The organism is Glycomyces endophyticus (assembly GCF_039531525.1).
GTDB classification, from domain to species: domain Bacteria; phylum Actinomycetota; class Actinomycetes; order Mycobacteriales; family Micromonosporaceae; genus Glycomyces; species Glycomyces endophyticus.
The window spans coordinates 25,230-43,474 of sequence record NZ_BAAAQF010000004.1 but is presented as its reverse complement, the minus strand read 5'-3'; the positions used below and the strand labels follow the sequence as shown (position 1 = coordinate 43,474).

The window sequence follows — 18,245 nt, the reverse complement described above, 5'->3', positions numbered from 1 at the left end:
ACCATGCACGAAGAGCAGCACACGTTCGTCTACGACGGCGACTGCGCGTTCTGCACCAGCTGCGCGAACTTCATCGAGAAGCACGTGCGCACCCGCGCCAAGGTCGTGCCCTGGCAGTGGGCCGACCTCGACGCCCTCGGGATCACCCAGCAGGAGGCCGAGGACGCCGTCCAATGGGTCGAGATCAGCTTCCAGCGCTCGGGCCCCGACGCGATCGCCGTGCTCCTGCGCCGGGCCCAGTGGTACTGGAAGCCGTTCGGCTGGCTCCTGTCGCTCAAGCCCGTCTCGTTCGTCATGTGGCCCCTGTACCGGTGGGTCGCCCGCAACCGCCACCGCCTGCCCGGCGGCACGGCCGCGTGCTCCCTCCCGCAGGCGGAGCGCGACCGCCTCCGCGGGCAGCAGTGAGCATCCTGAGCCTGGATTCCGGTATGCCATACTCTGCCGATGCCCGCTGAGCGCACCGAACGCCCGCTGAGCCGCACCGGCAAGGTCGTCCGCGTCGCGGCCGCCGCCGCGATGGTCCTCGCGCTCATGGCGACCTCCGTCTGGGGCGAGGACGACTTCTTCCCGTTCGCGCCCTTCAAGATGTACTCGCGCGCCACCGACCCCGACGGCTGGGTCAAGAGCACCAACGTCTTCCTCACCGACGCCGAGGGCGAGCGGATCGCGATCGACGACGACGACACCGGATTCCGCCGCGCCGAGCTCGAAGGCCAGCTCACCCGCTTCCGCGAGGACCCGGACCTGCTCGCGCACATCGCCGCGGCGTACGAGGCCGCCCATCCGGGCGACCCCGAGATCGTCGGCGCCGAGATCGTCACCAGGCGGTACGAGCTGGTCGACGGCGAGCGCACCGGCGAGGAGACCGAGGAGATCGTCGCGGTCTGGACCGAGGAGGGGACCGCGTGAGCGTCCGCACCGCCGTGAACGGCTTCTTCTTCGAACCGGTGCCCCTGGGCCGGGTCGCCGCCATGCGCTTCCTCGCCGGGCTCTACGTGTGGATCGAGTGGTGGGCGTACATGCCCTTCATCTTCGGCCACCGGTTCGTGCCCGGCGAGCTGTACCAGCCGCTGTTCATCGGCCGCGTCCTCCCGCTCCCGACCCCCGATTATTGGCTCGTCACCGGCACGCTCGTCGTCATGCTCGCCGCCGCGACGCCCATGATGTTCGGCTACCGGCCCAAGCTCTTCGGCTGGATCCTGTTCGCCGCCTACTTCGAGTGGATGGTCATCGCCAACTCGTACGGGAAGGTCGACCACGCCAGCTTCGGGTTCATGACCCTGCTCCTGGTGCTGTGCATGATGCCGTCCCACGCGAAGTGGGGCGACCGCGAGCACCGCTCGGAGCGCGTCGGCTGGGGCTTCAAACTCGTCCAGCTGGCCGTGGTCTGCACCTACTTCCTGTCCGCGTGGGCGAAGTTCCGCTACGGCGGCTTCGACTGGGCCAACTCGGGGGTCTTCACCTGGGCGATCATCCGCCGCGGCACGGTGTTCTCGAACTGGCTGCTCGACTTCCCCGGGCTCCTGCACGCCGCCCAGTGGGGCATGATCGCCTTCGAGCTGCTCACGCCCGTCGTGCTCCTCGTCTACCGCTGGAAGCGGGTCCAGTACGCGATCGTCGCGTTCCTGTACTGCTTCCACGTCGCCGTCTTCGCCTCCCTCGGCATCAGCTTCCTGCCGCACCTGGTCGCCATGGCCTGCTTCCTGCCGCTGGAGCGGATCGACCCGCGCGAGATCGCGCGGAAGACCAAGGCGCGCTTCACGAGGCGCGACACCGGGCACACCGAGCGCGAACCCGAGCCGCAGTTCGAGTCCGGCGCCTGACGCGGAGCGGCCCGCCCTGGCGGCGCCGTGCCATACTCTTGCCGTGAATGCGGAAGATCCCCACCTCTCCCGGGTCCGGCCGGCGGGGCGCGCCGTGCGCGTCTCGATCACCATGGTCGTGCTCGCCCTCGTCACCGCCACCACCTTCTGGGGCGCCGACGACTTCTTCCCGTTCGCGCCCTTCAAGATGTACTCGTTCTCCAAGGAACTCGACGGCTGGGCCGGCTCGACCCGCGTCGAGGCCGTGAACGAGGAGGGCGAGCGGTTCAGCCTCACCGAGCGCATCACCGGCTTCCGCCGGGCCGAGCTCGAAGGCCAGAAGGGCCGCTTCATCGACGACCCCGAACTCCTCCGGTTCATCGCCGAGGCCTACGAGAACACCAACCCCGAGAAGCCCGAGATCGTCACCGTCGAGATCATCGAGCGCCGCTACCGGCTCGAGGACGGCCACCAGACCGGCGAGGTCATCGAGGTCGTCGAGGCCACCTGGACCCGGGAGGACGACGCGTGACACCGCTCCCCCTGGCCCGCAAGGCCACCGGCTGGTTCTTCCAGCCCGTCGCGCTCGGGCGCGTCGCCGCGATGCGGTTCCTCGCCGGCGCGTTCATCTGGGTGGACTGGTGGTGGTACATGCCGTGGATCCTCGGCCACCGCCACGTCCCCGGCGAGCTGTACCAGCCGCTGTTCATCGCCCGCGTCCTGCCGGTCTTCCCCGTCCCGAACTACTGGATCGTCGTCGGCACCCTCGTCGTGCTGCTCGCCGCCGCCACCCCCATGATGCTCGGCTACAAGCCCCGGCTCTTCGGCTGGATCGTCGCGGTCGCCTACTTCGAGTGGATGATCATCGCGATGTCCTACGGGAAGGTCGACCACGGCAAGTTCGGGTTCCTCCTGCTGCTGTTCCTGCTCCCCACCATGCCGAAGGCCAGATGGGGCGACCGCCGGACCCTCTCCGAGCACGTCGGCTGGGGCTTCAACCTGGTCCAGATCGGCGTCATCTGCACGTACTTCTTCGCCGCCTGGGCCAAGATCCGCTACGGCGGCTGGGAATGGGTCAACTCCGCGACCATGACCTGGGCGATCCTGCGCCGCGGCACCGAGTTCTCGACCTGGCTGCTCGACTACCCGTGGATGCTGCGGGCCTCCCAGTGGGGCATGGTCTGCTTCGAGCTGCTCAGCCCGATCGTCATGTTCGTCGCCGCCAAACGGGTCAAGTACGGCATCGTGGCGTTCTTCTACTGCTTCCACCTGACGGTCTACCTCGCCGTCGAGATCAGCTTCCTGCCCCATATGGTCGCGATGGCGTGCTTCCTGCCGCTGGAGCGCATCCGTCCGCGTGACCTGATTCGCAATCTGCCCCGGGCACCCGGTCTCGTTCGAGCGAAACTCAAGGCCCGCAAGCGTGTCCCGGCGCAGCGGGAAGCCCCCGAACCCCTCCCCGAGGCCGAGCCGGCGTCCTAGGCCGCGGAAACGCGCTTGAGAATTCGGGGCTGATTTTCCTACCGTTGAAGGATGCCGATTCTCGAAGCCCGATCCCTCACCAAGACCTTCCGGAGGCCCGACAAGGCCTCGGGGTTCAAGGGCGCGGTCAAACACCTCGCCCAGCGCAAGTACAAGAACTACACCGCGGTGGACGGCATCGACCTGTCGATCGAGGCGGGCGAGTCGGTGGCCTACGTCGGCCCCAACGGCGCGGGCAAGTCCACCACCGTCAAGCTCCTCACCGGCATCCTGCGCCCCTCCGAGGGGACCGTCCGCGTGATGGGCCGCGACCCGCACACCGAGCGCATCGCCAACGCCCACGACATCGGCGTGCTCTTCGGCCAGCGCACCCAGCTGTGGTGGGACCTGCCCGTCGAGGAGTCCCTGAAGCTCCTCAAACACATGTACGGCGTCTCCGACGCCGACTACCGGGCCCGCATCGCCAAGTTCGACGACCTGCTCGACCTCGGCGAGTTCATGCCCGCGCTCGCCCGGACCCTGTCGCTGGGCCAGCGCATGCGCGCCGACCTCGCGTGCGCGCTCATCCACGCGCCCAAGATGGTCTACCTCGACGAGCCGACCATCGGCCTCGACATCTCCGTCAAGGACCGCCTCCGCGCGTTCCTGCGCGAACTCGTCGACGACGGCACCACGCTCCTGCTCACCAGCCACGACCTCGCCGACATCGAGGAGGTCTGCGAGCGGATCGTCGTCATCGACAAGGGCGCCATCGCCTACGACGGCCCCATCCAGCAGCTCAAGGCCCACTACATCACCACCAAGTCCGTGAACCTGTTCCTGGAGGGCCCCGCCGACGTCGAGGAGCTCAAGCTCAAGTTCCCGCAGTACGAGTGGGCCGCGGGCGAGGCCCCCAGCGAGGTCGTCGCGACCTACGAGTCGCGGCACTTCTCCACCGCCGAGGTCCTCGGCGCCCTCACCGCCGAACTCGCCCCGCGCGACCTCTCGCTCTCCGAGCCGTCCATCGAGGACGTCATCCGCCGCCTCTACGCAGGGGAACTGACCAAGTGACCAGCGCGCTCGCGGTCGACCGCGCCTTCGCGGCCATCGCGTTCAAACGCCGCATCGCCTACAAGGCCCAGTGGCTCATCGCCCTGATCCTCGGCGGGGGCGCCATGCTCGTCTCCATGGCGATGTGGCGCTACCTCCTCGCCGACGGCGCGCTCTCGGGGTACGACTGGGACTCGATGCGCGCCTACATCATCATCGGGTTCATGACCGCGACCGTGGTCTTCGGCGCGGCCGACTGGCACATCGCCGACCGCATCCTCGACGGCCACATCGCGATCGACCTGACCAAGCCCGTGGACTTCCAGCGCGCCCGGGCCGCCGAGTACGTCGGCTCGATGGTCTCCACCGTCCCGACCGTGCTCGTCGGCGTCGCCGGCGCGTGGCTGCTGTTCGACCCGCCCGGACCGGCCTCCGCCACCGCCGGGCTCCTCACCGCCGTCAGCTTCGTCCTCGTGTTCCCGCTGGCGTTCGGCATCACCTACCTCACGGTCCTGGTGTGCTTCTGGACCAAGCGGTACCTCGGCGTCATGTGGCTGCGCGAGGCCCTGCTCGGCTTCTTCTCCGGGATGGTGATCCCCTTGGCGTTCATGCCCTCCTGGCTCCAGGCGATCGCCTGGGCCCTGCCGTTCCCGCACTTCACGACCACGCCCGCCGCCATCTACCTCGGCCGCGTCGACACCGCCGGCGCGCTCGGCCTCCTCGCCGCCGAGGCCGCCTGGGCCGTGGGCCTGTGGTTCGGCGGCCGCATGGTCTTCAACCACGCGGTCAAGAAGGTGACGGTGCACGGTGGCTGACCTCTCCTCCCGCCTGACCGCGCGCCACGTGGGCGGCGTCTACGGCCGCTCGCTCATCGCCCAGATCCGCGCCATCACCGAGTACCCCGGCGACTTCTGGGTCATGGCCTCGGCCGGCGTCATGTGGAACGTCCTCCAGTTCGCGTTCCTCACCGTCCTGTTCGCCACCGTGCCCGACGTCGCCGGCTGGCGCTACCACGAGATGCTCATGCTCTCGGGGCTGCTCACCGTCGCCGCCGGCTCCACCGCGCTCCTGTGCGACGGCGTGTGGAGCACCGGACAGATGGTCCTCAAGGGCGAGATCGACTACCGCATGACCCGGCCCGCGCCCGTGGTCGTGCAGGTCGCCACCACCCACATCGGCATGCAGGGCTTCGGCGAGGTCGGCTTCGGGCTCGTCATGGCCGCCTACGGGTGGATCGGCGCCGGCATGGGCCTCGCCGCCCTGCCCGTCGGCGTCCTCGGCGTGGCCTGCGCGATCGTCATCGAGTGCGCCCTCATCACCGCGCTGTGCGCGGTGAACTTCTGGATCAAGGGCCCGATGTCGAACTTCGCGTTCGTGCTCATCGACCTCCAGCACAACGCCATGACGATGCCCCTGGGGCTGTTCCCGGTCGCGGTGAAGATCGTGACCATGACCGTCGTCCCGGTCGCGTTCGTCAACTTCGTGCCCGTCGCCGTCCTCACCGGGCACCTCTCGGCCGCGTGGCTCGTCGGCCCGCCCCTGGCCGCGGCCGCCTCGGTCCTGGCGGCGCTCGGCGTGTACCGGCTCGGCCTGCGCTCCTACGACTCGTCTGGACACTGACACATGGCAAGCGTCGACCTCGCGCTCGCGACGATCTCGTTCAAGCGCAAGATCGCCTACAAGACCACCTGGCTGTTCTCCGTGCTCTTCGGCGGCTGGTCGCTCCTGGCCGGCCTCGCCGTCTGGAGCAACCTCATCGGCGACGGCGAGATGGGCGGCTACGACTGGCAGGCCATGAAGGCCTACCTCATCGTCGGGTTCCTCACCTCGACCCTCGCGTGGGCCGGCTCCGACTGGGAGATGGCCAACCGCATCCTCGACGGCCTCGTCGCGGTCGACCTCACCAAGCCCGTGGACTTCCAGCGCGCCCGCGCGGGGGAGTACATCGGCGGCATGGCCGCCTCGGTGCCGGCCGCGATCCTCGGCACCGCGGCCGCGGTCCTGATCTTCCGGCCCGCGCCGCCGGACTCGGCGCTCGCGGCGGTCCTCACCGTCGTCAGCGTCCTGTTCATCTTCCCGCTGGCGTTCGGCATCACCTACCTGTCGGTCCTGACCTGCTTCGTGACCCAGCGCTACCTGGGCATCCAGTGGGCCCGCGACACGATGCTGGCGTTCTTCTCGGGGATGATGGTGCCGCTCGCGCTCATGCCGCTGTGGCTCCAAGGGGTCGCCTGGGCGCTCCCGTTCGTCCACTTCACGACCACGCCCGCCTCGATCTACCTCGGCCGCGTCGACACCGCCGGCGCGCTCGGCCTCCTCGCCGCCGAGGCCGCCTGGGCCGTCGGCCTGTGGGTGATCGGGCGGCTCATCTGGTCCCAACTCGTGAAGAAGGTGACCGTCCATGGCGGTTGACGTCTCCGGGTCCCGGCACGCGTTCGGGGTCTACCGCCGCTCGATCGGCGCCTACCTGCGGTCGATCGCCGAGTACCCGGCCGACTTCTGGGTCATGGCCGTCTCCGGCACGTTCTGGCAGATCATGCTGTTCGCGTTCCTGACGATCCTGTTCGGGAACGTCAGCACCATCGACGGCTGGGGCTACCACGAGATGCTCGTCCTCGCCGGGTTCCTCGCCACCTCCTGGTCCTCCACCGCGCTCTTGTGGGACGGCATCTGGGACACCGGGAAGATGATCGTCGAAGGCGACATGGACTACCGGATCACCCGGCCCGCGCCCGTCCTCGTGCAGGTCGGCTCCAAGCACGTCGGCATGCAGGTCTTCGGCGAGGCCACCCTCGGCCTCGTGATGCTCGGCATCGGCTGGACCGGCGCCGGCCTCGGCCTCGGCGCCGTCCCCACCGGCCTGTTCCTCCTGCTGTGCGCCATCGTGATCCAGGCCTCCCTGCTCACGATCGCGAACGCCGCGAACTTCTGGATGAAGGGCCGCACCCCGATCATCGCGTTCATGGTCACCGAACTCCAGAACGAGGCCATGCGCTTCCCGCTGACGATCTTCCCCGCCGCGGTCCGCCTCGTCCTCACCTTCGGCCTCCCGCTCGCCTTCGCCAGCTTCGTGCCCGCCCAGATCCTCACCGGCCGCCTCGACGCGTGGTGGCTCCTGGCCCCGCCGATCGCGGCCGCCGCCAGCGCCGCCGTCGCCGTCTGGGTCTTCCGCATGGGCCTGCGCGCCTACGACTCCGCAGGTCACTGACGTGACGAAAAAAGACTTGCGCGCCGCCGGGGAGGTCCGCTAACGTAGCGTTCGTTGCCCGGAGGCGTACCGCCCCGGGGCTCGCATGGAATGGAGGTGTCTCTGATGGCTGTCGTTGCTCACGCCCGCGCCCTGAAAATCAGTTCACCTCCCGTCGCTCAGCGCTGACGCACACGCGCCGACGGGTCTTCCTCACAGGAGCCTTCCACCTTGCCTCGCAAGCAGCAGTTCACTGAATCCTTCCAGTCCACCAAGCGCAAGCACCGCGACCGTCCCTCTGACGACGTCTTCTCGGCCGAGGACCACGAGCGCTTCGAAGCCATGCGCACCGAGTTCGACGAGATGCCCAACGACGACCGGCCCCCCGCGGGGGACCGCTGGTCGATCTGGTGGGACTCCGAGCCGCTCCAGCGCGGCCCCGAGCCGCACCCGGAGTGGGTCGTCACCGACCACGGCGCCGTCGACTACGAGCTCGGCGTCCTCAAGACCGGCAAGGAGGCCGACGTGTTCCTCATCGAACGCGTCGTCCCCGGCACCGACCGCGCCGTCATCATGGCCTCCAAGCGCTACCGCAGCGCCGAGCACACCCAGTTCAACCGGGCCGGCGACTACACCGTCGGGCGCGCCGCCAAGCGCTCCCGCGACAACCGGGCCATGGCCAAGCGCACCACCTTCGGCCTCGAGCAGGCCGCCGGGCGCTGGGCCGCCGCCGAGTTCGACGCGCTCAAGCGCCTCTACGCGGTCGGCGTCCCCGTGCCCTACCCGGTGCAGGTCCACGGCACCGAGGTCGTCATGGAGTTCATCGGCGACGGCCGCACCGCCGCGCCCCGGCTCGCCGAGACCAGGCCCGACGGGGCCGAGCTCGTCAGCCTCTGGGAGCAGGCCGCCGAGGCCCTGCGCCGCATGACCGAGCTCGGGTTCGCCCACGGCGACCTCTCGCCGTACAACACGGTCGTCCACGAAGGCCGGCTCGTCGTCCTCGACCTCCCGCAGGTCGTCGACATCTACGCGAATCCGCTCGGCATGGATTTCCTGACCCGGGACGTGGAGAACCTCGGCTCGTGGTTCGCCGGCCGCGGGATCCACCGCGAACTGGTGGACGACCTCCACGCCGAGGTCCTGGCACTGGCGGCCCGCCCGTAGCGGCGGCGGTGTCGGGGGCGGGATATAGCCTTGTGCTGTGTCAGTCGATTACCGTCCCGCCCCCGGCACCATCCCCACTCAGCCGGGCGTCTACCGCTTCAGGGACCGCGACCGCCGCGTCATCTACGTCGGCAAGGCCAAGAACCTGCGGAACCGGCTGAACTCGTACTTCGCCGACGAGACCCGCCTCCACGAGCGCACCCGCCGCATGGTCACCACCGCGCGGAGCGTCGAGTGGACCGTCGTCGCCACCGAGGTCGAGGCCCTCCAACTGGAGTGGACCTGGATCAAGGAGTACGACCCGCGCTTCAACGTGATGTTCAAGGACGACAAGTCCTACCCGTGGCTCGCGGTCACCGTGGGGGAGGAGTTCCCCCGCGCCCAGGTCATGCGCGGCACCCGCCGCAAGGGCGTGCGCTACTTCGGGCCCTTCGGCTCCGCGTGGGCCATCCGCCAGACCCTCGACCTGCTCACCCGCGTCTTCCCGATCCGCACCTGCTCCGACACGGAGTTCAAGCGCTGCAACCGGATCAACCGCCCGAACCTCCTCGCCGACATCGGCAAGTGCTCCGCGCCGTGCGTCGGCCGCATCTCCGCCGAGGACTACCGCGAACTCGTCAACGGCTTCTGCGCCTTCATGGCCGGCGAGACCGCGCCCGTCCGCAGGCGCCTCATCGCCGAGATGCAGGCCGCCTCCGAGGCCCTGGAGTTCGAGCGCGCCGCCCGCCTCCGCGACGACCTCGGCGCCCTCGACAAGGTCCTCGAACAGCAGGTCGTCGTCCTCGCCGAGGACGTCGACTGCGACGTCATGGCCGTCGCCGACGACGAGCTCGAAGCCGCCGTCCAGGTCTTCCACGTCCGCAAGGGCCGCATCCGCGGCCAGCGCGGCTGGGTCGTCGACAAGGCCGAGCCCGTCGACCTGCCCGGCCTCGTGGAGCGCTTCTGCCTCCAGTTCTACGGCGAGCAGAACGAGACCGTCCCCAAGGAGGTCCTGGTCCCGGCCTTGCCCGCCGATCACGAGGCCCTCGCCGAGCTCCTGTCCGAGCGCCGCGGCGCCAAGGTCGACCTGCGGGTGCCCCGCCGCGGCGACAAGCGCGCGCTGGCCGAGACCGTCGAGAAGAACGCCCTGGAGAACCTCCAGCGCCACAAGCTCAAGCGCGCCGGGGACCTCACCTCCCGCTCGAAGGCCCTCGAAGAGCTGGCCGACGCCCTGGACCTGCCGGAGGCGCCGCTGCGGATCGAGTGCTACGACGTGTCGCAGTCCCAGGGCGAGGACGTGGTGGCGTCGATGGTCGTCTTCGAGGACGGCCTGCCGCGCAAGAGCGAGTACCGCCGCTTCGTCATCAAGGGCGAGCGGAAGGACGACCTCGCCTCGCTCCAGGAGACGCTGCGCCGCCGCCTCGCGAAGCTCGCCGACCAGCCCGCCGGCTCCCCGGCCGAGGAGGGCGACGAGCCGAAGCGCGGTTTCCACTACCCGCCGCAGCTCCTGGTCGTCGACGGCGGCCAGCCGCAGGTCGCCGCCGCCGAGCAGGTCTTCGCCGAGCTGGGGATCGACACGATCAACCTCGCCGGGCTCGCCAAGCGCCTGGAGGAGATCTGGCTGCCGGGCGAGGAGTTCCCGGTGATCCTCTCGCGCACCTCCGAGGCGCTGTACCTGATGCAGCGCGTGCGCGACGAGGCCCACCGGTTCGCGATCTCCCTGCACCGCAGCCGCCGCCGCAAGAAGATGACGGCCTCCGCCCTCGACTCGGTGCCCGGGCTGGGGGAGTCGAAGAAGAAGGCGCTCCTCAAGGAGTTCGGGTCGGTGAAGCGCCTCCGCGAGGCCGAACTGTCCGATTTGGAGGCTGTGCCCGGAATCGGGCCGAAGCTCGCCGAGGCCTTGCGGACACATCTGCGTAATCCCGATGACAACGGTGATTGAGACAGGGCTGGTACCTATACGATTGTCGATTCGGCCGCTGGGCCGGGGCCGTGTCAGCACGGCGGTTGGAACGGACTCGGGGATACTGGACTTATGGGTGTGGCAGCAGTGCATGCGGGTTCGAGCGACCGCAGCGAATTGGACCTCGTCATCGTCACCGGCATCTCGGGCGGTGGGCGCTCGACCGTGGCGCGCGCACTGGAGAACGTCGGCTACTACGTCATCGACAACCTCCCGGAGTCGCTCGTCGGCCAGGCCGCCGAGCTGGCCGCCGCCGGCGGCGAGGAGGTCCGCCGGACCGCGATGGTCCTCGACGTGCGCTCGCGCGCGTTCATGACCGACCTCGTCGGCGTCATCGAGGACCTCCGCAAGGGCGGCTTCAAGCCGCACCTGGTGTTCGTCGACGCCGACGACGACGTCATCATCCGCCGCTTCGAGAAGGTCCGCCGCGCCCACCCGCTCCAGGGGGACGGGATGCTCGCCGACGGCATCGCCGCCGAGCGCCTCCTGCTCGAACCGGCCCGCGGCTCGGCCGACACCCTGTTCGACACCACGCACCTGAACGAGAACCAGCTGCGGGCCCGCGTCGAGGACGCGTTCCTCGCCCCGTCGTCCCCGCGCCTGCAGTTCACCTGCATGTCGTTCGGGTTCAAGTACGGCATCCCGCGCGACGCCGACTACGTCGCTGACGTACGATTCCTTCCCAACCCGTACTGGGTTCCGGCGCTGCGCGAGCACACCGGCACCGACTCCGACGTCTCGGAGTACGTCCTCGGTCAGGACGGCGCGGAGGAGTTCGTCGAGTCGTACACGGCGCTGCTGCTCGGCACCACCCAGGGTTTCGAGCGGGAGGGCAAGCGCTACATGACGATCGCCATCGGCTGCACCGGCGGCAAGCACCGCAGCGTGGCCATCTCCGAGGAGATCGCCAAGCGCCTGACCGCGGCCGGGTTCCCCGCGAACACCCACCACCGGGACCGCGGGAACGAGTTAGTCCCCCGGAACCGCAACCGACACCCCGATCCGAGGTAACCGCTGATGCAGAAAGTGGTCGCGTTCGGCGGCGGGCGGGGCCTGTCGGCCTCGCTGCGCGCGCTCTCGAAGCTCGACGTCGACCTGACCGCGGTCGTCACGGTCGCCGACGACGGCGGCTCCTCGGGGGACATCCGCGCCACCCGCCCGGTCCTGCCGCCCGGCGACCTGCGCAAGGCCCTCGTCGCGACCGCCGACCCGGCCCGCGCCGAGGCCGCCGAGCTGTTCTCGCACCGCTTCGGCGGCGACGACTTCCTCGCCGGGCACCCGGTCGGCAACATCGTCCTGCTCTCGCTCCTGGAGCGCCACGCGAACCCGGTCGAGGCCGTCGCCGCGGCCGGGCGCATGGTCGGCGCCCGTGCCCGGGTCCTGCCCATGTCCTGCACGCCGCTCGTCATCGAGGCCGACCTCGCCGAGGGCCCGGGCACGCGCACGATCACCGGCCAGCACGACGTGGCCGTCGCCGACGGCCAGGTCGAGGACGTGCGCCTCCTGCCCGCCGACGCCCCGGCCTGCCCCGAGGCCCTCGAAGCGGTGGCCGAGGCCGACTGGCTGGTCTTCGGGCCCGGCTCCTGGTACACCTCCGTGATCCCGCACCTGCTCCTGCCCTCGCTGCGCGAGGGGATCGCCGCGTCGGCGGCCCGCAAGATCGTGGTGCTCAACCTCTCGGAGGAGAAGGAGACGGACGGTCTGACCCTCGCCGGTCACGTCGACACGCTGCGCCGATACGCCGAAGGTGTTCGGTTTCACTACGTCGTGTCAGGCGACGCCCGAACCCTCGCAGATCCCCGCTCGTTGAACAGTGCGGCACAATCGTTGGAGGCCCGGTTGGTCGCGGCGGACCTCGCCGCCGACGGCGTCACGCACGACGTCGCGTCCCTGGCCGCCGTATTGGGAAAGCTGCTGGTCGAAGATGGTGGTTAACGAATGGCGATGACCTCGGAGGTCAAGGACGAGCTCAGTCGCATCGAGGTGACGAAGTCCTGCTGCCAACGCGCCGAACTTGGCGCGCTCTTCCGCTTCGCCGGAGGCCTCCACCTCGTCGGCCAGGGCAACGTGGTCGTCGAGGCCGAGGTCGACGCCGGGAACGTCGCCCGCCGCGCCAAGCGCATGATCAACGACCTGTACCACTACGAGTCCGAGATCCACGTGCTCGTGGCCGCCGGACTGCGCCGCAACAACCACTACCTGCTGCGTGTCATGGCCGACGGCCAGGCGTTCTCCAAGCAGATCGGCCTCACCGACCAGCGCGGCTACCCCGTCCGGGGCCTGCCGAACCATGTGGTCGGCGCCTACCCGTGCTGCGCCGAGGCCGCCTGGCGGGGCGCGTTCCTCGCCCGCGGCTCGCTCACCGAGCCCGGCCGCTCCTCGGCCCTCGAAGTGACCTGCCCCGGCCCCGAGTCCGCGCTGGCGCTCGTCGGCGCGGCCCGCCGCCTCGGCATCTCCGCGAAGTCCCGCGATGTGCGCGGCGTCGACCGCGTCGTCATCCGCGACGGCGACGCCATCGGCGAGCTGCTCACGCGCCTCGGCGCGCACTCGTCGGTCCTCACCTGGGAGGAGCGCCGCGTGCGCCGCGAGGTCCGGGCCACCGCGAACCGCCTCGCGAACTTCGACGACGCGAACCTGCGCCGCTCCGCGCGCGCCGCCGTCGCCGCCGCCGCGAAGGTCACCCGGGCCCTCGAGGTCCTCGCCGACGACGTCCCCGAGCACCTCGCCTCCGCCGGTCGCCTGCGCCTCGAGCACCGCCAGGCGTCCCTGGAGGAGCTCGGCGCCCTCGCCGACCCGCCGCTCACCAAGGACGCGATCGCGGGTCGGATTCGGCGCCTCATCAACATGGCCACGAAACGCGCTCAGGACACCGGCGTCCCGGGACCCGACGACGTGGTCGCCGAAGAGGATGCGCTGGTCGCATAGGGCGGCTTCGCCCCGATTCGACACACCCGCCGTACCCGCCTCGACCACTGCTCCTAGGGTTAGGCTTAACCGCGATGTCACACCCGCGTCCCGGGTGTGACATGATCGGGGGGAACCAGCCGCGGACGGTCCGAGGACCGGAGCGGCTAGGGTCAAGGAGTGCTCGGCGACGAGGCCGAACAGCGATCTGTTCCACCGTCGCTCTTCGGCTGAACGGATCGCGTGCGAGACCGCCTCCGGTCTCATTCAGATATCCGATCCTGTTCTAGCGAGGAGATGGGCACGTGACCATCCGCGTTGGCGTCAACGGCTTCGGCCGCATTGGGCGCAACTTCTTCCGGGCGGTTCTCGCCTCCGGTGCCGATGTCGAAATCGTCGCCTACAACGACCTGGGCGACGCCGAGACCATCGCAAACCTGCTGAAGTACGACTCGATCCTCGGTCGCCTCCCGTACGAGGTCAAGGTCGGCGCCGGCGAGATCACCGTCGACGGCAAGACCATCAAGGCGTTCGCCGAGCGCGACCCCGCGAACATCCCGTGGGACGAGGTGGGGGCCGAGGTCGTCATCGAGTCGACCGGCTTCTTCACCGACGGCACCAAGGCCGCCGCCCACCTGGGCGGCTCGGTCAAGAAGGTCATCATCTCCGCTCCGGCGAAGAACGAGGACCTGACCGTGGTCATGGGCGTCAACCACGACAAGTACGACGCCGAGAACCACCACATCATCTCGAACGCGTCCTGCACCACCAACTGCCTGGCCCCCATGGCCAAGGTCCTGAACGAGTCCGTGGGCATCGAGAAGGGTCTGATGACCACGATCCACGCCTACACGCAGGACCAGAACCTCCAGGACGGTCCCCACAAGGACCCGCGCCGCGCCCGCGCCGCCGCCCTGAACGTCGTGCCCACCACGACCGGCGCCGCCAAGGCCGTCGGCCTGGTGCTGCCCGAGCTCAACGGCAAGCTCGACGGCTACTCGCTGCGCGTCCCGATCGCGACCGGCTCCATCACCGACCTGACCTTCGAGGCCTCCAAGGAGACCACGAAGGAAGAGGTCAACGCCGCGCTCAAGGCCGCCGCCGAGGGCCCGCTCAAGGGCATCCTGTACTACACCGAGGACCCGATCGTCTCCAAGGACATCGAGACCGACCCGCACTCCTGCATCATCGACGGCCTCCTGACCAAGGTCATCGGCAACCAGGTCAAGGTCTTCGGCTGGTACGACAACGAGTGGGGCTTCTCCAACCGCCTCGTCAGCCTCGTCGAACTCGTCGGCTAACGCAGCGATGAAGACGCTCGACGAACTCCTGGTGGAGGGCGTCAACGGTCGGCGCGTACTCGTACGCGCCGACCTCAACGTGCCTCTGGACGGGAAGACCATCACCGACGACGGCCGCATCCGCGCCGTCGCCCCCACGATCAAGGCGCTCGCCGACGCCGGCGCCCGCGTCGTGGTCTGCTCGCACCTGGGCCGCCCGAAGGGCGCGCCCGACCCCGCCTTCACCCTGGCCCCCGTGGCCAAGCGGCTCGGCGAGGTCCTGGGGCGCGAGGTCGCCTTCGCGACCGACACCGTCGGCTCCGACGCCGACGCCAAGGCCGTCGCCCAGGGCGACGGGGACGTCCTCCTGCTGGAGAACCTGCGCTTCAACAAGGGCGAGACCAGCAAGGACGACACCGAGCGGGCCGAGTTCGCCGGGCAGCTCTCCGCGTTCGGCGACCTGTACGTGGACGACGCCTTCGGCGCGGTCCACCGCAAGCACGCCTCCGTGTACGACGTCGCGAAGCTCCTGCCGCACTACGCCGGCTGGCTCATCGCCAAAGAGGTCGAGGTCCTCTCGAAGCTCACCGGCAAGCCGGAGCAGCCCTACGTCGTCATCCTCGGCGGCGCGAAGGTCTCCGACAAGCTCGCGGTCATCGACAACCTGCTCGACAAGGTCGACACGCTCATCGTCGGCGGCGGCATGATGTTCACCTTCCTCGCGGCCAAGGGCTACGAGGTCGGGTCGTCGCTGCTGGAGAAGGACCAGATCGAGGTCTGCCGGAACTACCTGGAGCGCGCCGCCGAACTCGGCGTCGAGCTGCTGCTGCCGGTCGACACGACCACCGCGGCCGAGTTCGCCGCCGACGCCGAGCCGCTCACCGTGTCCGTGGACGCGATCCCGGCCGAGCGCATGGGCCTCGACATCGGCCCCGAGTCCGCGAAGCTCTTCGCCGAGCGGATCGCCGGAGCCAAGACCGTGTTCTGGAACGGCCCCATGGGCGTCTTCGAGTTCCCCGACTACGCCGCGGGCACGAAGACCGTCGCCCAGGCGCTGGTGGACTCCGAGGCGTTCAGCGTGGTCGGCGGCGGCGACTCCGCCGCCGCGGTCCGCACCCTCGGCCTGCCCGAGGACGGCTTCGGCCACATCTCGACCGGCGGCGGCGCGAGCCTCGAATACCTCGAGGGCAAGACGCTCCCCGGCCTGGACGCACTGGAGAAGTGAACATGACTGAGACCCGCAAGCCGCTCATCGCCGGCAACTGGAAGATGAACCTCAACCACCTCGAAGCGATCGCGCTGGTGCAGAAGCTCGCCTTCAGCCTCAACCGCGACCAGCTCGAAGCGGTCGAGACCGTCGTCCTCCCGCCGTTCGTCGACATCCGCAGCGTGCAGACGCTGGTCGACGGCGACAAGCTGGCCATCGGCTTCGGCGCCCAGGACCTGTCGGCGCACCCGTCGGGCGCGTACACCGGCGAGATCGCCGGCTCGATGCTCGCGAAGCTGGGCTGCTCGTACGTGGCCGTCGGCCACTCCGAGCGCCGCCAGTACCACGAGGAGGGCGACGAACTGGTCGCCGCCAAGGTCCGCCAGGCGCTCAACAACGGCATCAGCCCGATCCTGTGCGTCGGCGAGGCGCTGGACGTCCGCGAGGCGGGGAACCACATCTCCCACTCGGTCTCCCAGCTCATCGCCGCCGTCGACGGGCTCACCGAGGAAGAGCTCGCCAACGTCGTCGTCGCCTACGAGCCCGTCTGGGCCATCGGCACCGGCCGCACGGCCAGCGCCGAGGACGCCCAGGAGGTCATCGGCGCCCTGCGTTCGGCCCTCGCCGAGAAGTTCGGCGCGGTGGCGGAGCGGGTCCGCATCCTCTACGGCGGTTCGGTGAAGTCCGGCAACGTCGCCCAGATCATGGGCAAGCCGGACATCGACGGCGCCCTCGTGGGCGGCGCTTCGCTGGACGCCGAGGAGTTCGCCAAGATCGTTCGCTTCCCGGAGCACGCGGGAGCTTAACGAGGTTTCGCCCGCAGCGCACGAGCTGAGCGCTGCGGGCCGCAGACAGGGCCGCCGTACAACGACGTACGGCGGCTCCTTGCGTTCTCGCACCCTTGCGACTCCGAGTCGCAAGGATGCGACTCCCCATTTATGCCGATCGACGGCACTCCGCTAGACTCGTGCGTGGCCCAAGCCCCAAACCGGGCCGTAGTTGTTGAGAGGACACCCGATCACTGATGATGTCGGTTCTGAGCTGGTCCCTGCTGATCATCCTGCTGCTCTCCAGCGCGATCCTTATCCTCATGGTGCTGCTGCACAAAGGTAAGGGCGGCGGCCTGTCGAGCATGTTCGGCGGCGGCATGTCCTCCGTGGCGTCGGGTTCGACGGTCGCTGAGAAGAACCTCACCCGGATCACGATCGGCGTTGGCATCATCTGGTTCGCGAGCATCATCGCGTTCGGCCTCATCATGCGCACGATGGTGTAGGCACCGCAGACTTCGAGTCGGGCCCGGCGAGCACTGCTCGCCGGGCCCGATCGCGTTCACAGGACGGGCGCGCCGGAGCGGCACCTGACCGTGCCGGTGCCGGAGACGAATCCGCTGGAACGGGCCGCCGATGCCCGGCGGGCCGGTCGGACCGGCCGCACGTGTGGGAAGAGCGTTCTGCGGATTCCTTAGGGCTGCAATGACAACGAAAAGCCGGACTCGCAAGGGCCCGGCTCCATATCTCGCACAACCCCCATTCATGACATCTTGCCACTGTGTGCGTTACGTCATAGAATTGCTCCGTGCGGTGCCCCAGCCGCTCCGGCCGCTGACTCCACGGCCACGCCCCGGTGAGTCTCGGTCTTCCTCCCGCTGACGCTCCGGAACCGTGGTCGCGTGCGGCCGACATCCACAGTAGATCCCCCTGTCAGTGAGGAGCGATCACACATATGTCCAACGGACACGCCATCCGCGGCACCCGCATCGGCGCCATCCCGGGTCTCCACTCGGAACGCGGCGAGCCGGTGGCCCGGCAGAACGTCAAGTACTGGTGCGCCAACGGACACGAGACCACACTGCCATTCGCACTGTATGTGGACGTGCCGCAGGAATGGGACTGCACCTGCTGCGGCTGGCCCGCCGGCCCCGACCAGGACAATCCCCCGGAGCAGAGAACCGTCAAGCCGTACAAGACCCATCTCAACTACGTCCGCGAGCGCCGCAGCGAGGAAGAGGCCGAAGACCTCCTCGCCGAAGCCCTCGCCGCCAGAGCCGCCGCCCGCGGCGAGCGATCCCTCTTCTAGTCCCTCGAACATTCTCACGATGAATCCCGGAACCGCCCTTCACATGGTTGGGTGAACGGGCGCAGGCACGCGGCCGACACGGGTCCCACCACCCGGCGCCGCACCGCGCCCCACCAGGCGGCCACGAGAACACCGAGGGCCCGGATCGAATGATCCGGGCCCTCACGCGTGC

Annotated in this window: 20 protein-coding genes; all 20 read left to right on the top strand. The window is 69.4% G+C overall.

Annotated elements, in window-relative coordinates:
- Nucleotides 1-3: 3 nt before the first annotated feature.
- Nucleotides 4-405: a thiol-disulfide oxidoreductase DCC family protein gene (locus tag ABD419_RS03430; protein ID WP_344481749.1), complete on the top strand. Its 402-nt coding sequence runs from the start codon at nucleotides 4-6 to the stop codon at nucleotides 403-405.
- A 39-nt stretch (nucleotides 406-444) separates the two neighbouring features.
- Nucleotides 445-909 carry a hypothetical protein gene (locus ABD419_RS03425; RefSeq protein ID WP_344481747.1) on the top strand — a complete coding sequence of 155 codons (465 nt, stop codon included), beginning with the start codon at nucleotides 445-447 and terminating at the stop codon, nucleotides 907-909.
- On the top strand, nucleotides 906-1,823 hold the full coding sequence (locus ABD419_RS03420; RefSeq protein ID WP_344481745.1) for an MFS transporter permease: 918 nt from the start codon (nucleotides 906-908) through the stop codon (nucleotides 1,821-1,823). Before ABD419_RS03425 ends, ABD419_RS03420 begins: the two co-directional genes overlap by 4 nt.
- A gap of 43 nt (nucleotides 1,824-1,866) precedes the next feature.
- Nucleotides 1,867-2,334, top strand: a complete 468-nt coding sequence (locus tag ABD419_RS03415) for a hypothetical protein (RefSeq protein ID WP_344481742.1) — start codon at nucleotides 1,867-1,869, stop codon at nucleotides 2,332-2,334.
- Nucleotides 2,331-3,284, top strand: coding sequence for an MFS transporter permease (locus ABD419_RS03410; protein ID WP_344481740.1), 954 nt, complete (start codon nucleotides 2,331-2,333; stop codon nucleotides 3,282-3,284). Before ABD419_RS03415 ends, ABD419_RS03410 begins: the two co-directional genes overlap by 4 nt.
- A gap of 51 nt (nucleotides 3,285-3,335) precedes the next feature.
- Complete coding sequence (locus ABD419_RS03405; protein WP_344481738.1) at nucleotides 3,336-4,334, top strand: ABC transporter ATP-binding protein; 999 nt, start codon at nucleotides 3,336-3,338, stop codon at nucleotides 4,332-4,334.
- Nucleotides 4,331-5,128 carry an ABC transporter permease gene (locus ABD419_RS03400; RefSeq protein WP_344481735.1) on the top strand — a complete coding sequence of 266 codons (798 nt, stop codon included), beginning with the start codon at nucleotides 4,331-4,333 and terminating at the stop codon, nucleotides 5,126-5,128. Before ABD419_RS03405 ends, ABD419_RS03400 begins: the two co-directional genes overlap by 4 nt.
- Nucleotides 5,121-5,933 (top strand): ABC transporter permease, encoded by an 813-nt coding sequence (locus ABD419_RS03395; RefSeq protein ID WP_344481732.1) that lies wholly within the window; start codon nucleotides 5,121-5,123, stop codon nucleotides 5,931-5,933. The genes ABD419_RS03400 and ABD419_RS03395 overlap by 8 nt, the downstream gene beginning before the upstream one ends.
- A gap of 3 nt (nucleotides 5,934-5,936) precedes the next feature.
- The gene (locus tag ABD419_RS03390) at nucleotides 5,937-6,725 is read left to right on the top strand and encodes an ABC transporter permease (protein WP_344481730.1); all 789 of its coding nucleotides are present in this window, start codon (nucleotides 5,937-5,939) and stop codon (nucleotides 6,723-6,725) included.
- Nucleotides 6,715-7,521, top strand: coding sequence for an ABC transporter permease (locus ABD419_RS03385; RefSeq protein WP_344481728.1), 807 nt, complete (start codon nucleotides 6,715-6,717; stop codon nucleotides 7,519-7,521). The genes ABD419_RS03390 and ABD419_RS03385 overlap by 11 nt, the downstream gene beginning before the upstream one ends.
- A 210-nt stretch (nucleotides 7,522-7,731) precedes the next feature.
- Nucleotides 7,732-8,664 carry a serine protein kinase RIO gene (locus ABD419_RS03380; RefSeq protein ID WP_344481725.1) on the top strand — a complete coding sequence of 311 codons (933 nt, stop codon included), beginning with the start codon at nucleotides 7,732-7,734 and terminating at the stop codon, nucleotides 8,662-8,664.
- A gap of 37 nt (nucleotides 8,665-8,701) precedes the next feature.
- The gene (uvrC, locus tag ABD419_RS03375; RefSeq protein ID WP_344481723.1) at nucleotides 8,702-10,585 is read left to right on the top strand and encodes an excinuclease ABC subunit UvrC; all 1,884 of its coding nucleotides are present in this window, start codon (nucleotides 8,702-8,704) and stop codon (nucleotides 10,583-10,585) included.
- A 93-nt stretch (nucleotides 10,586-10,678) separates the two neighbouring features.
- Nucleotides 10,679-11,617: an RNase adapter RapZ gene (rapZ, locus tag ABD419_RS03370; protein ID WP_425555906.1), complete on the top strand. Its 939-nt coding sequence runs from the start codon at nucleotides 10,679-10,681 to the stop codon at nucleotides 11,615-11,617.
- A gap of 6 nt (nucleotides 11,618-11,623) precedes the next feature.
- A complete protein-coding gene (locus ABD419_RS03365; RefSeq protein ID WP_344481721.1) occupies nucleotides 11,624-12,541 on the top strand; it encodes a gluconeogenesis factor YvcK family protein in 918 nt (305 codons plus the stop codon).
- A gap of 3 nt (nucleotides 12,542-12,544) precedes the next feature.
- On the top strand, nucleotides 12,545-13,531 hold the full coding sequence (gene whiA, locus ABD419_RS03360; protein ID WP_344481719.1) for a DNA-binding protein WhiA: 987 nt from the start codon (nucleotides 12,545-12,547) through the stop codon (nucleotides 13,529-13,531).
- Between the two features lie 284 nt (nucleotides 13,532-13,815).
- Nucleotides 13,816-14,811 (top strand): type I glyceraldehyde-3-phosphate dehydrogenase, encoded by a 996-nt coding sequence (gap, locus tag ABD419_RS03355; protein WP_344481716.1) that lies wholly within the window; start codon nucleotides 13,816-13,818, stop codon nucleotides 14,809-14,811.
- Between the two features lie 7 nt (nucleotides 14,812-14,818).
- Complete coding sequence (locus ABD419_RS03350) at nucleotides 14,819-16,015, top strand: phosphoglycerate kinase (RefSeq protein ID WP_344481713.1); 1,197 nt, start codon at nucleotides 14,819-14,821, stop codon at nucleotides 16,013-16,015.
- Nucleotides 16,016-16,017: 2 nt separating this feature from the next.
- Nucleotides 16,018-16,803: a triose-phosphate isomerase gene (gene tpiA, locus ABD419_RS03345; RefSeq protein ID WP_344481711.1), complete on the top strand. Its 786-nt coding sequence runs from the start codon at nucleotides 16,018-16,020 to the stop codon at nucleotides 16,801-16,803.
- A 221-nt stretch (nucleotides 16,804-17,024) separates the two neighbouring features.
- Complete coding sequence (secG, locus tag ABD419_RS03340; RefSeq protein WP_344483409.1) at nucleotides 17,025-17,270, top strand: preprotein translocase subunit SecG; 246 nt, start codon at nucleotides 17,025-17,027, stop codon at nucleotides 17,268-17,270.
- Between the two features lie 449 nt (nucleotides 17,271-17,719).
- Nucleotides 17,720-18,073 (top strand): RNA polymerase-binding protein RbpA, encoded by a 354-nt coding sequence (locus ABD419_RS03335; protein WP_344481709.1) that lies wholly within the window; start codon nucleotides 17,720-17,722, stop codon nucleotides 18,071-18,073.
- The last annotated feature ends 172 nt before the right edge of the window (nucleotides 18,074-18,245 follow it).

What these genes read in the sequence shown, in the direction of transcription:
- ABD419_RS03430 (WP_344481749.1), top strand. Translation starts at nt 4, where the DNA reads ATGCACGAAGAGCAGCACACGTTCGTCTACGACGGCGACTGCGCGTTC.
- ABD419_RS03425 (WP_344481747.1), top strand. Translation starts at nt 445, where the DNA reads ATGCCCGCTGAGCGCACCGAACGCCCGCTGAGCCGCACCGGCAAGGTC.
- ABD419_RS03405 (WP_344481738.1), top strand. Translation starts at nt 3,336, where the DNA reads ATGCCGATTCTCGAAGCCCGATCCCTCACCAAGACCTTCCGGAGGCCC.
- ABD419_RS03390 (WP_344481730.1), top strand. Translation starts at nt 5,937, where the DNA reads ATGGCAAGCGTCGACCTCGCGCTCGCGACGATCTCGTTCAAGCGCAAG.
- ABD419_RS03385 (WP_344481728.1), top strand. Translation starts at nt 6,715, where the DNA reads ATGGCGGTTGACGTCTCCGGGTCCCGGCACGCGTTCGGGGTCTACCGC.
- rapZ (WP_425555906.1), top strand. Translation starts at nt 10,679, where the DNA reads ATGGGTGTGGCAGCAGTGCATGCGGGTTCGAGCGACCGCAGCGAATTG.
- ABD419_RS03365 (WP_344481721.1), top strand. Translation starts at nt 11,624, where the DNA reads ATGCAGAAAGTGGTCGCGTTCGGCGGCGGGCGGGGCCTGTCGGCCTCG.
- whiA (WP_344481719.1), top strand. Translation starts at nt 12,545, where the DNA reads ATGGCGATGACCTCGGAGGTCAAGGACGAGCTCAGTCGCATCGAGGTG.
- ABD419_RS03350 (WP_344481713.1), top strand. Translation starts at nt 14,819, where the DNA reads ATGAAGACGCTCGACGAACTCCTGGTGGAGGGCGTCAACGGTCGGCGC.
- tpiA (WP_344481711.1), top strand. Translation starts at nt 16,018, where the DNA reads ATGACTGAGACCCGCAAGCCGCTCATCGCCGGCAACTGGAAGATGAAC.
- secG (WP_344483409.1), top strand. Translation starts at nt 17,025, where the DNA reads ATGTCGGTTCTGAGCTGGTCCCTGCTGATCATCCTGCTGCTCTCCAGC.
- ABD419_RS03335 (WP_344481709.1), top strand. Translation starts at nt 17,720, where the DNA reads ATGTCCAACGGACACGCCATCCGCGGCACCCGCATCGGCGCCATCCCG.